At 62.2% G+C, this 12,577-nt stretch carries 10 protein-coding genes and 1 pseudogene; 5 read left to right on the top strand and 6 right to left on the bottom strand.

The features are described 5' to 3' along the window. Positions 1-2: 2 nt before the first annotated feature. The 5 genes and pseudogenes from H9642_RS13265 to H9642_RS13245 all read right to left on the bottom strand — a co-directional run bounded on the left by H9642_RS13265 (position 3) and on the right by H9642_RS13245 (position 4,448). Positions 3-956, bottom strand: a complete 954-nt coding sequence (locus H9642_RS13265; protein ID WP_251836926.1) for an ABC transporter substrate-binding protein — start codon at positions 954-956, stop codon at positions 3-5. A gap of 162 nt (positions 957-1,118) precedes the next feature. Beyond that, positions 1,119-1,883, bottom strand: a complete 765-nt coding sequence (locus tag H9642_RS13260; RefSeq protein ID WP_251836925.1) for an SDR family NAD(P)-dependent oxidoreductase — start codon at positions 1,881-1,883, stop codon at positions 1,119-1,121. A 23-nt stretch (positions 1,884-1,906) separates the two neighbouring features. Further along, complete coding sequence (locus H9642_RS13255; RefSeq protein WP_251836924.1) at positions 1,907-2,773, bottom strand: ABC transporter permease; 867 nt, start codon at positions 2,771-2,773, stop codon at positions 1,907-1,909. A gap of 8 nt (positions 2,774-2,781) precedes the next feature. Then, complete coding sequence (locus tag H9642_RS13250; protein WP_251836923.1) at positions 2,782-3,642, bottom strand: ABC transporter ATP-binding protein; 861 nt, start codon at positions 3,640-3,642, stop codon at positions 2,782-2,784. A 15-nt stretch (positions 3,643-3,657) separates the two neighbouring features. Next, positions 3,658-4,448: pseudogene (locus tag H9642_RS13245) on the bottom strand (TauD/TfdA dioxygenase family protein). On the opposite strand from H9642_RS13245, the gene H9642_RS13240 reads away from it, so the two are divergent. Then, positions 4,356-4,628 carry a hypothetical protein gene (locus H9642_RS13240; protein WP_251837041.1) on the top strand — a complete coding sequence of 91 codons (273 nt, stop codon included), beginning with the start codon at positions 4,356-4,358 and terminating at the stop codon, positions 4,626-4,628. The pseudogene H9642_RS13245 and the gene H9642_RS13240 sit on opposite strands and share 93 nt — an antisense overlap. Before the next feature lie 149 nt (positions 4,629-4,777). Here H9642_RS13240 and H9642_RS13235 read toward each other — a convergent pair whose 3' ends face one another. Next, complete coding sequence (locus tag H9642_RS13235) at positions 4,778-6,106, bottom strand: TRZ/ATZ family hydrolase (RefSeq protein ID WP_251836922.1); 1,329 nt, start codon at positions 6,104-6,106, stop codon at positions 4,778-4,780. A 252-nt stretch (positions 6,107-6,358) separates the two neighbouring features. Between H9642_RS13235 and mtnA the strand changes: the two genes are divergently transcribed. From mtnA to pheA, 4 genes are all read left to right on the top strand, one after another. Next, the gene (gene mtnA / locus H9642_RS13230; RefSeq protein ID WP_251836921.1) at positions 6,359-7,435 is read left to right on the top strand and encodes an S-methyl-5-thioribose-1-phosphate isomerase; all 1,077 of its coding nucleotides are present in this window, start codon (positions 6,359-6,361) and stop codon (positions 7,433-7,435) included. A gap of 157 nt (positions 7,436-7,592) precedes the next feature. Continuing rightward, the gene (gene gyrA / locus H9642_RS13225; RefSeq protein WP_251836920.1) at positions 7,593-10,343 is read left to right on the top strand and encodes a DNA gyrase subunit A; all 2,751 of its coding nucleotides are present in this window, start codon (positions 7,593-7,595) and stop codon (positions 10,341-10,343) included. A 7-nt stretch (positions 10,344-10,350) separates the two neighbouring features. Beyond that, positions 10,351-11,436 (top strand): 3-phosphoserine/phosphohydroxythreonine transaminase, encoded by a 1,086-nt coding sequence (gene serC / locus H9642_RS13220; protein ID WP_251836919.1) that lies wholly within the window; start codon positions 10,351-10,353, stop codon positions 11,434-11,436. 1 nt (position 11,437) lies between these two features. Then, positions 11,438-12,535, top strand: coding sequence for a prephenate dehydratase (pheA, locus tag H9642_RS13215; RefSeq protein WP_251836918.1), 1,098 nt, complete (start codon positions 11,438-11,440; stop codon positions 12,533-12,535). The last annotated feature ends 42 nt before the right edge of the window (positions 12,536-12,577 follow it).

Below are 12,577 nucleotides of genomic sequence, written 5' to 3'. Positions count from 1 at the left end.
AATCAGCTGCCCGGGCGGGCGTGCACCGCAGGGAAGAAATAGTCCTTCCAGTCGTTGGGCTCGACCTTGAGAATGCCCAGCTCACGCATTTTTTGCGCATAGACGAAGGTGCGCTCGGGGGTAATGGTGAAGTTCACCTCGGGGTCCTGGATGATGCGCTTGATGAAGGCGCGATCCAGCCGGGAATTCTGCTGGCGGATATAGATCTCGGTCGCTTCGTCCGGGTTGGCTTTGACAAACGCCTCGGCTTCTTCCAGTGCGTTGTAGAAGGCACGGTAGGTCTTCGGATTGTCGGTGTAGAACTTCTCGGTGGTATACAGCACGTTCATGGTGCCGGGGCCGCCCAGCACGTCATAGCTGCTGAGCAGCGTGCGCACGTTGGGGTTTTCCAGGGCCTGGTACTGGAACGGCGCGCTGGAGAAATGCGCACTGATTTCCGAGCCGCCCGTCAGCAGCGCGGCAGTGGCATCCGGGTGCGGCAGGCTGATGGTGATCGAATCGAAGCGCTTGTACTGGTCATTGCCGTAACGCTTGGCGGCTTCGATCTGCAGGGTGCGCGGCTGGAACCCGACGATGGCCGAGGGCACGGCGATGCGATCCTTCTCGGTGAAGTCATCCAGCGATTGAATCCGCCGGTTGTTGGTCAGCAGGTAACTGGGAATCGAGCCCAGCGAGGCGATGCCCTTGATGTTCTGCCGGGAATGGGTGCGGTCCCACAGGTTCAGCATCGGTGGTGTGCCGGCAGTGACCACATCGAGGGCGCCGGCCAGCAAGGCTTCGTTCATGGCGGCGGCGCCCGAGATCTGCCGCCACTCGACGGTGATGTCCACGCCTGCGGCTTTGCCGTGCTTCTCGATCAATTGCTGGTCGCGGGCGACATCCAGCAACAAGTAGGCGATGCCGAATTGTTGCGCGACGCGCAGGGTGCCTTCCGCATTAACGGGGGAGGTGGACAACAACAGCCCGGACAGCAGGCTGATGCCGGCGAGTTTTTACAGGTTCATAGGGACCTCGGATCAGTGGAGTTCTGTCAGCAGAAATCACGATCCGGTGGTCCGGTCTCCGTGATGGTGGTGTATCGATGTTGAGCGGCGGATGGCGCCGCTCAACGGTCAAGGTCAGGCCTTGTCACGGTCAACCGCGAAGTTCGACCAGGCCTGGCGGGTCGGCATGACTTCCAGGCGGTTGATGTTGATGTGCGCGGGCAACGTTGCCACGTAGAAAATCTGCTCGGCGATGTCCTCGCCGCTCAGCGGAGTGGTATCCCGGTAGAGGCGGTCGGACGCCGCCTGGTCGCCCTTGGTACGCACCAGGGTGAATTCGGTTTCGGCCATTCCCGGTGCGATATCGGTCACCCGCACGCCCTTGTCGATCAGGTCGCAGCGCAGGTTGTAGCTGAACTGCTGAACAAACGCCTTGCTCGCGCCGTAGACATGGCTGCCGGGGTAGGGCCACTGGCCGGCCACCGAGCCCAGGTTGACGATGCTGGCGCCGGCGCCGGTTTCGATCAGGGTGGGCAGCAGGGCGTGGGTGACGTTGACCAGGCCTTTGATGTTGGTGTCGATCATGGTGTGCCAGTCGGCCAGATCCACCTGGTGGGCAGCTTGCGGGGCCAGCGCGAGGCCGGCGTTGTTGATCAGGGCCTTGATCGGGCGAAAGCCTTCCGGCAACTGCGCGACAACCTGGCGAACGGCCTGCTCATCGCGCACGTCCAGTGCGGCAATGTGCACGGGAACCTGGGCCGACAATTCGTCCTGCAGGGCCTGCAAACGCTCCAGGCGTCGGCCTGTGAGCACCAGCGACCAGCCGGCAGCGGCAAAGCGACGGGCACTGGCCCGCCCGAAACCCGACGTGGCGCCGGTGATGAAAACGATACTGCTCATGACTTTTCCCTACCCGTACGGGTTCAGCGTTGCATGCCCCAGCGCTTGATCGTGATGCGCTCGAGGCTGTTGAAAATAAGGTTCTCTACCAGCAGGCCGATCAGAATCACCACGGCCAGGCCGGCAAAAACGTTATCGGTGTAGAGCTCGTTGCGGTTCTGATAGATGTACCAGCCCAGCCCGCCCTGGCCCGAGGACGCGCCAAACACCAGCTCGGCAGCGATCAGCGTGCGCCAGGCGAAGGCCCAGCTGACCTTGAGGCCGGAGAGGATCGACGGCAGCGCCGCCGGCACCAGAATCAGGGCGACGAAGCGGATGCCTTTCAGGCCGTAATTGCGGCCGGCCATGCGCTGGGTTTCCGAGACGCCGAGAAAGCCGGAGTAGGTGTTCAGCGCCAGTGGCCAGAGCACCGAGTGCACCAGCACGAAGATCAGGCTGCCTTCACCCAGGCCAAACCACAGCAGCGCCAAAGGCAGCAGGGCAATGGCCGGCAGCGGATTGAGCATCGAGGTGCAGGTGGACAGCAGGTCGCGACCGACCTGTGTGGACACCGCCAGGGTGGTCAGAGCGAACGCCAGGGCGATGCCGATGGCGTAGCCCTTGAGCAGCAGATCCAGTGAGGTGGCGGCTTTGTACAGCAGCTCACCGCTGGCAATGCCGCTCACAAACGCAACGGCGGTCTGCAAGAAGGTCGGCAGCAGCAGGTCGTTGTCCTGATAGCGGGCGACAAGTTCCCAGATCACCGCAAGGGTAATCAGAATCAGGCCTTTGCGCAGCCAGGCGTACTGCCACAGGCGGGTGGCCAGCGGCAGCGTGCGTTCCACGGGTTTTTCGGTGAAGGGCGCCAGGTCGATTTCGTAATCGGGGCGCAGAGGGTTGCTAACGGTCATGGGCGTTCTCAATACGACAGGCGTACGGCATGGAAGTCATGGTCTGCCACGACATCCGGGGCCTGCTCGTTGAACAGCAGGCGGTGGATGCGCTGGGCGGTGGACTGAAACGTCACGCTGCCCGAGCTGTGCATGTCGAACTGGGCACTGTTGATTTCCGCACGCACCCGGCCCGGATGGGATGACAACAGCAGGATGCGGTTGCCGACAATTAGGGCTTCCTCGATCGAGTGGGTGACGAACAGCAGGGTGAATTTCACATCCTCCCAGAGTTCCAACAGCTCTTCCTGCATCTTGCGCCGCGTCAGGGCGTCCAGCGCCGCGAAGGGTTCATCCATCAGCAGGATCTTGGGTTGCATGGCCAGCGCGCGGGCGATGGCCACGCGGGCTTTCATGCCGCCGGAGAGTGTGTGCGGGTAGGCGTCCACGAAGTCGGACAAGCCGACCTTATCGAGGTACAGGCGTGCCCGCTCTTCGGCTTCCGCCTTGCCCACGCTGCGCGAGGCCAACAGCGGAAACATCACGTTCTGCTTGACGGTTTTCCACGGCAACAGCTGATCGAACTCCTGGAACACCACGATGCGGTCGGCGCCGGGGCCGTCGATGCGCTGGCCCGCCAGGCGTATTTCGCCTTCCTGGGGGCTGAGAAAGCCCGCCACCGCCTTGAGCAGGGTTGATTTGCCGCAGCCGGACGGGCCGAGCAGGATAAAACGGTCTGCCGGGTCGACTGCAAAACTCACCTGGTGGGTGGCCTGCACGATGCGCTCGCGGGTGCGGTACTCCAGGCTCACGCCATCGACGTCCAGCAGGGGGCTGGGCGCCGCAGCGGTCAGTCGAGAGGTCTGGGGGTGTTCAGTTAACGCATTCATTACCAAGTTCCTCGCTCAAAACGGCACATCGCCCTGGATCGTGGTGCGGTGCATGCGGCGACGCAGGTGGCTGGGGCAGCCGGTAGCGAGGTGGATGAGGGCGCGGTTGTCCCAGAACACCAGGTCGTTGGGCTGCCACCGGTGGCGGTAGATGAACTCGGGCTTGGCACTGTGGGCGAACAGCTCCTTGAGCAGGTCGCAGCTTTCGTCGGCCGGCAAATCAAGGATGTGGGTGGTGAAATTCTTGTTGACGAACAACCCCTTGCGGCCGGTTTCCGGGTGGGTGCGGACTACCGGGTGAATCGCCGGTTTGACCTCGGCAATCTGCTCGGGCGTCAGGGTGGGACGGCGAATGCCGGCAAACACCTCATCGTCGTAGCGTGCCAGGTAGGAGTGTGCGGCGCGCCTGCCCTCCAGGTGTGCTTTCAGCTCAACGGGCAGCGCCTCGTAGGCGGCCTGCTGTGAAGCGAACAGGGTGTCACCGCCCTCCTCGGGCAGTTCCTGCGCATACAGCATGGAGCCGAGGCTAGGGATGTCCTTATAGGAGAGGTCGGAATGCCAGAATTTGCCGGCATCGCCCAGGCCGACCGGCTGACCGTTCTCGATGATGTTGGAAATGATGAAGATTTCCGGGTGGCCGGCCAGCAGGAACTGGTGCAGATCTGCAGCTCGCCGAAGCGTCGGCTGAAGGCAATGTGTTGCTCGGGCGTCAGATGCTGATCACGGAACACGATCACGCCATGTTCCAGATGCGCGCGATGCACGCGGGCGAAATCCGCATCGTTGAGCGGTTGGGCAAGATCGATGCCGACAATTTCGGCGCCCAGAACGGCATCGAAAGGACCGACGTCAAAGTGTTGCGCAGGGGCGTGGGGGGATACAGCCGCGTTCATGCAGACAGGCTCCATACGAATGATCACCGAAAAGCGCAGGGCACACACCAAGCGAAATATGCCCTGGCACTGAATGCGCGGCTCAACGGTTGACCTATAAGTACGCGGCAAAACGAATATAGAGATATAACGCGCGGCTCAAAAATTCTTTTTTCGCATAAGCATATGCGTGCGCAAGCAACAGGGCAGCCGCGCTCGCCGAGTACTCAGCCGTTCTGAATCAAGGGTTACATCGACGTTGCCTAGCGCTGGGCGATCTTTTCGCCCCAGTGTCTGGCGGTGGCGAGCAGGCGTTGCTCATCCATACGCGTCAGCTGTCCGTCATCCAGCAATTGCTTGCCGCCGACCCAGACGTGCTTCACGCAGCTGCGGCTGCCCGTGTAAATCAGCTGAGAAACCGGATCGTAAACCGGTTGCTGATGCAGTCCAGAAAGATCGAAGGCGGCCAGGTCAGCCCATTTGCCTACTTCCAGAGAGCCGCAGTCCTGCTCCAGGCCTAGGGCGCGTGCGCCGTTCAGGGTGGCCATGCGCAGGGCACGGTGGGCATCCAGCGCGGTGGCAGAGCCGGCCACGGCCTTGGCCAGCAGGGCCGCGGTGCGGGTTTCCCCGAGCAGGTCGAGGTCATTGTTACTGGCTGCGCCATCGGTGCCGATGGCCACGTTGACGCCGGCCTGCCACAGGCGTTCCACGGGGCAGAAGCCGCTGGCCAGCTTGAGGTTGGACTCCGGGCAGTGGATCACGCTGCTGTTGCTGGCCACCAGCAGGGCGATGTCCTCGTCATCGACCTGGGTCATGTGCACGGCCTGGAAGCGTGGGCCCAGCAGGCCGAGGCGCTGCAGCCGAGCCAGCGGACGCACGCCGTGCTGTTGCAGGCTCTGCTGGACTTCGAGGTCGATTTCATGGACATGCATCTGAATGCCGGCGTCCAGCTCTTCGGCGAGCATCAGCACCTGGGTCAGGGTTTCATCGCTGGCGGTGTAGGGTGAGTGTGGGCCAAAGGCGACTTTCAGGCGCGGGTGATGCTTGAGGTCGTCGAATAGCTGCAGTCCATGGCGAATGGCATCGGCGGGCTCCAGCGCGCCGGGCACCGGGAAATCCATCACCGGCACGCAAATCTGCGCACGCACGCCGGTCTGATGGACCACCTCGCTGGCAATCTCCGGGAAGAAATACATGTCCGAAAAGCAGGTAATGCCGCCCTTGAGCTGCTCGGCAATCGCCAATTGGCTGCCGTCGCGAATGAAGTCCTCGTCCACCCAGCGGGCTTCGGCCGGCCAGATGTGATTCTGCAGCCAGGTCAATAGAGGTAGGTCATCGGCGAGGCCGCGAAACAGGCTCATCGCCGCATGCCCGTGGGCGTTGATCAGACCGGGGGCAAGCAGCATGCCGGGCAGTTCGCGCACGTCGCGTGCCGCATGGCCTAGCGCCTCGTGGCGTGGAGCGATCAGCACAATGCGTCCATCACGAATACCCAGGCCATGTCCTGTAAGAACCACGTTGGCGGGCTCCACCGGCACCAGCCAGGTCGGCAGTAAGAGAAGATCGAGAGGGGCACTGGTCAAGGTCGGCATGCTGGTCATCGCAAAAAAAGGGAAACGTGGTTGGGGCGAGCGTCCTCAAGGTATCGGCCGATGCGTGAAGTTTTGCAGGTGGTGCGAGTTTGAGCGAGCCGACGCGCGTCGGTTCGGTCGCGGTGCGATCCGGCCGCTCGGGTGATGGCTGCTGACGAAAAAAGGGGGTGCATTAGAGGCCCCTTGCCGGCCTGTTATCCCTAGATGCAGTGCGTATAATCCGCGCCTTTTGTGTGATCCATGAGGTGGGCCATGCGCGAGCAGTTGCTGGCAGCGGAGAAGGTCAGGGCCATTGAGTGGCGTAGCGGTGTGTTGTGTCTACTTGATCAGCGACTGCTGCCAGAGCGCGAAGTCTGGCTGAGCTACGACAGCGCCCGCGGGGTTGCCGAGGCCATACGCGACAGGGTGGTGGGCGGCGCCGCGGCCATCGGTATAGCTGCGGCCTATGGCGTGGTACTCGGCGCGCGGAAGCATATGGCGGCCGGCGGTGACTGGCGGGCAGCTCTGGAAGCGGATATGCAGTTGCTGGCCGCATCTTGGCCGACTGCGGCCAATCTGTGCCGGGCCTTGAATGGCATGCGCGAGTGCCTGGGTCGCCTCGACGAGGGCGATGTGCTGCTGGACGCGCTGGAAGCCGAAGCTATCGGTATCCATCAGAGTGATCGTGAAGCCAACCTGATCATGGCCCAGTTTGGCGTCGAGCTGATGCGCAAGCATTACGACGGGCCACAAGCGGTACTCACCCATTGCAATGCTGGCGCCCTGGCCACAGGCGGTTTCGGTACTGCGCTGGGGGTCATTCGTGGGGCCTGGCTGGATGGGCTGGTCGACCATGTGTATGTCGATGAAACCCGCCCCGGCTTGCAAGGTTCGCGGCTGACAGCCTGGGAGTTGGGCGGCGACACCATGCCGGTGAGTCTTAATGTGGACGCTGCCGTCGCGCACCTGATGAAGACCGAGCAGGTCGGCTGGATCATCGTTGGTGCCGATCGGATTGCCGCGAACGGTGACGTGGCGAACAGGATCGGCACCTATCAGTTGGCGATACTGGCCATGCATCATGGCGTGCGCTTCATGGTCGTAGCACCCACCTCGGCCATCGACATGCAGCTGGACTGCGGCGAGGACATTCCTCTGGAAGAGCAAGCCAACAGTGATGGGCTCGATCTGGGTGGGCAATCCCTCGTGGCACAGGTGAGGGCGGTCAACCCAGCGTTTGACGTGACGCCCGCCGATTTGATCGATGCCATCGTCACCGAGAAAGGCTATGTCGAGCGCCCGGATGCGCAGAAGCTGGCGCAGCTGATGTGCCGTAAACGATTGCATTGAGACGGCCTGCGGTAGGCTGCCAAGCCGCGCTCTAGGAGCAGTTCCATATGCGAACTGATTGGATTTGCAGCGTGCGGCCTGAAGCTTGCAGCCCCGAGCTGTGTTACCATCCCGCGCTTATCGCAGGACCCTGCTGACTAAAAGGAACCAGGCTTCCATGGGCGAACTGGCCAAAGAAATCTTCCCGGTCAATATCGAAGACGAGCTGAAACAGTCCTACCTCGACTATGCAATGAGCGTAATCGTCGGTCGGGCGTTGCCGGATGCGCGCGATGGCCTGAAACCAGTGCACCGTCGCGTATTGTTCGCCATGAGCGAGCTGGGCAACGACTGGAACAAGGCGTACAAGAAATCCGCCCGTGTGGTCGGGGACGTGATCGGTAAATACCACCCGCACGGCGACAGCGCTGTGTACGACACCATCGTGCGCATGGCCCAGCCGTTCTCGCTGCGCTACCTGCTGGTAGACGGTCAGGGCAACTTCGGTTCGGTGGATGGCGACAGCGCCGCGGCCATGCGATACACCGAAGTGCGCATGACCAAGCTGGCCCACGAGATGCTGGCCGACCTGCACAAGGAAACCGTCGATTGGGTACCCAACTACGACGGCACCGAACAGATTCCCGCCGTGCTACCGACCAAGGTGCCGGCGTTGCTGGTCAACGGCTCCAGCGGCATCGCCGTGGGCATGGCCACCAACATTCCGCCGCACAACCTCAGTGAGGTCGTGGATGGCTGTCTGGCGCTGATGGACAACCCCGAGCTGACGGTCGATGAACTGATGCAGTACATCCCGGGCCCGGATTTCCCCACGGCAGGCATCATCAATGGCCGGGCCGGCATCATCGAGGCTTACCGCACCGGTCGCGGGCGCATCTATATGCGCGCCCGTGCTGAAATCGAAGACATGGACAAGGTGGGTGGTCGTCAGCAGATCATCATCACCGAGCTGCCTTATCAGTTGAACAAGGCGCGGCTGATCGAGAAGATCGCCGAGCTGGTCAAGGAAAAGAAGCTCGAAGGCATCAGCGAGTTGCGTGACGAGTCCGATAAGGACGGCATGCGCGTGGTCATCGAACTGCGTCGGGGTGAAGTGGGCGAGGTGGTGCTCAACAACCTCTATGCCCAGACCCAGATGCAGAGTGTGTTCGGCATCAATACCGTGGCACTGGTCGACGGCCAGCCACGGCTGCTGAACCTCAAGGACATGCTCGAGGTGTTCGTGCGTCACCGCCGCGAAGTGGTGACCCGGCGTACGGTGTTCGAGCTGCGCAAGGCGCGCGAGCGCGGGCACATCCTCGAAGGCCAAACGGTCGCGCTGTCCAATATCGACCCGGTTATTGAGCTGATCAAGAATTCGCCAACTCCGGCCGAGGCCAAGGAGCGCCTGATCGCCACGCCCTGGGCTTCCAGTGCGGTGGAAGCGATGGTCGAGCGCGCCGGTGCCGATGCCTGCCGTCCGGACGATCTCGATGAGCAATACGGGTTGCGTGAAGGTAAGTACTACCTGTCCCCCGAGCAGGCTCAGGCGATCCTTGAGCTGCGCCTGCATCGCCTGACCGGTTTGGAACATGAAAAGCTGCTCAACGAATATCAGGAAATTCTCAACCTGATTGGTGAGCTGATCCGCATCCTGACCAATCAGGAGCGCCTGATGGAGGTCATCCGCGAGGAGCTGGAAGCAGTCAAGGCCGAGTTCGGCGACGCACGCCGCACCGAAATCACCGCCTCGCACACTGACCTGACCATCGCCGACCTGATTCCCGAAGAAGAGCGCGTGGTGACTATTTCCCACGGCGGCTACGCCAAGAGCCAGCCGTTGGCCTCCTATGAGGCCCAGCGCCGTGGCGGCAAGGGCAAGTCGGCTACAGGCGTGAAGGACGAGGACTACGTCGAGCACTTGCTGGTCGCCAACAGCCACGCCACGCTGCTGCTGTTTTCCAGCAAGGGCAAGGTGTATTGGCTGAAGACCTACGAAATCCCTGAAGCCTCGCGCGCCGCGCGTGGACGTCCGTTGGTCAACCTGTTGCCGCTGGATGAAGGCGAGCACATCACCGCCATGCTGCAGGTCGATCTGGAGGCGCTGCGTCAGCAGGCCGCCGACGACGATGAGCAGCTGGAGGATCTCGACGATACCGTTATCGAGCACGACGAGGCCGACGACGAAGGCGAAGACGCCGAAGAAGAGCTAGTCAACGGTGCCTTTATCTTCATGGCCACCGCCTTCGGTACCGTCAAGAAAACACCACTGGTGCAGTTCAGCAAGCCGCGCAGCTCAGGTCTGATTGCCCTGAAGCTGGAAGAGGGCGACACGCTGATCGCCGCTGCCATCACCGATGGCAGTCGCGAAGTGATGCTGTTCTCGGATGGCGGCAAGGTCATCCGCTTCAAGGAAAGCAACGTGCGTCAGATGGGCCGTACCGCCCGTGGCGTACGCGGCATGCGCCTGCCCGAGGGTCAGCAACTGATTTCCATGCTGATTCCCGAGCCGCAGGCGCAGATTCTGACCGCCTCGGAGCGTGGCTACGGCAAGCGCACCCCGATCGAGGAATACCCACAGCGCGGCCGGGGTGGCCAGGGCGTGATCGCCATGGTCAGCAATGAGCGCAACGGCAAGCTGGTCGGCGCGATCCAGGTGCTGGACGGCGAGGAAATCATGCTGATTTCCGACCAGGGCACCCTGGTGCGTACCCGTGTCGATGAAGTCTCCAGTCAGTCGCGCAACACCCAGGGCGTAACCCTGATCAAGTTGGCCAGCGACGAAGTGCTGGTCGGCCTGGAACGCGTACAAGAGCCCACCGTGGTCGACAGCGACGAGCTGGATGACGAGGCAGAGGCTGAAATCAATGTACCGGACGTGGCCGCAGACGCAGGGGCGCCCGCGGATGAAACCGGTAATCAGGAGTGAGTGACAAGTGAGCAAACGCGCCTATAACTTCTGCGCCGGCCCGGCCGCACTGCCCGAAGCCGTGTTGCAACGCGCCCAGGCGGAACTTCTCGACTGGCACGGCAAGGGCCTGTCGGTCATGGAAATGAGCCACCGCAGCGACGATTACATGGCCATCGCCGCCAAGGCCGAGCAGGATCTGCGCGACCTGCTGGTCATCCCGTCGAACTACAAGGTGCTGTTCCTGCAGGGCGGCGCCAGCCAGCAGTTCGCCGAGATCGCCTTGAACCTGCTGCCGGAAAACGGCGTGGCCGACTATGTCGACACCGGCATCTGGTCCAAGAAGGCCATGGAAGAGGCGCGTCGCTACGGCACCGTCAACGTTGCCGCCAGCGCCAAGCCCTACGACTACTTCGCCATTCCCGGGCAGAACGAGTGGCAGCTGTCCAAGGACGCCGCCTACCTGCACTACGCCAGCAACGAGACCATTGGCGGCCTGCAGTTCGACTGGGTGCCGGAAGTGGGCGACGTACCGCTGGTGGTGGACATGTCTTCGGACATTCTGTCGCGCCCCATCGATGTGTCGAAATACGGCCTGATCTATGCCGGTGCGCAGAAGAACATCGGCCCGAGCGGCCTGGTGGTGGTGATCGTGCGTGAAGACCTGCTGGGTCGCGCCCGCTCCAGTTGCCCGACCATGCTCAACTACCAGGTCGCCGCCGACAACGGCTCGATGTACAACACCCCGGCAACCTTCTCCTGGTACCTGTCCGGGTTGGTTTTCGAGTGGCTTAAGGAGCAAGGCGGCATCGAGGCCATGGCCCAACGCAACCATGCCAAGCAGGAATTGCTGTACAACGCCATCGACGCCAGCGCGTTCTACACCAACCCGATCGCCAAGAATGCCCGCTCCTGGATGAACGTGCCGTTCCGCCTGGCTGACGAGAAGCTCGACAAGGCCTTCCTGGCCGGCGCCGATGCACGCGGCCTGCTCAATCTCAAGGGCCATCGCTCGGTCGGCGGCATGCGCGCCTCGATCTACAACGCGGTGGGTCTGGATGCGGTACAGGCGCTGGTTGCCTATATGGCCGAGTTCGAGAAGGAGCACGCCTGAGATGAGCGAAGCCGATCAGCTCAAGGCCTTGCGGGTGCGCATCGACAGCCTCGATGAGAAAATTCTCGAGCTGATCAGTGATCGCGCGCGCTGTGCCCAGGAAGTGGCGCGGGTCAAGATGCTCAACCTGCAGCCGGGCGAAACACCGGTGTTCTATCGTCCCGAACGTGAAGCCTGGGTGCTCAAGCACATCATGGAGCTGAACAAGGGTCCGCTGGACAACGAGGAAATGGCGCGGTTGTTCCGCGAAATCATGTCCTCCTGCCTAGCCCTGGAGCAGCCGCTGAAAGTTGCCTATCTGGGGCCGGAAGGCACCTTCACCCAGGCTGCGGCGCTCAAGCACTTCGGTGCCTCGGTGCAGAGCAAGCCCATGGCGGCCATCGATGAGGTGTTCCGCGAAGTGGTCGCCGGCGCGGTGAATTTCGGGGTGGTGCCGGTGGAGAATTCCACCGAAGGCGCGGTCAGCCATACCCTGGACAGCTTCCTGGAGCACGACATCGTCATCTGCGGCGAAGTCGAACTGCGTATCCACCACCACTTGTTGATCGGTGAGAACACCAAGTCGGCGAACATCAGCCGTATCTATTCCCACGCCCAGTCCCTGGCCCAGTGCCGCAAGTGGCTGGATGCCCATTACCCCAACGTCGAGCGTGTGGCCGTGGCCAGCAATGCCGAGGCGGCCAAGCGGGTGAAGAGCGAGTGGAACAGCGCGGCGATTGCAGGTGATGTGGCGGCCCAGCTGTACGGGCTGAGCAAGTTGCAGGAAAAAATCGAGGATCGCCCGGACAATTCCACGCGCTTCCTGATGATCGGTAACCAAGAAGTGCCGCCTACTGGGGACGACAAGACCTCGATCATCGTGTCGATGAGTAACCGCCCGGGCGCGTTGCACGAATTGCTGGTGCCGTTCCACGCCAATGGCATTGACCTGACGCGCATCGAAACCCGCCCGTCGCGCAGCGGCAAGTGGACCTACGTCTTTTTCATCGACTTCGTTGGGCATCACCAGGATCCGCTGGTCAAGGCCGTGCTGGAGCAGCTCAGCCAGGAAGCGGTGGCCTTGAAGGTGCTGGGTTCTTATCCGAAGGCGGTACTCTGAACAGCAGTCGCGAGCTGTAAGCCGCAAGCCGTACGTGAGTCG

Origin of the sequence: Serpens gallinarum, assembly GCF_014836765.1 — a bacterium.
Lineage (GTDB): Bacteria > Pseudomonadota > Gammaproteobacteria > Pseudomonadales > Pseudomonadaceae > Serpens > Serpens gallinarum.
The sequence above is the reverse complement of the archived record's forward strand: the minus strand, read 5'-3'. Positions and strand labels throughout refer to the sequence as shown.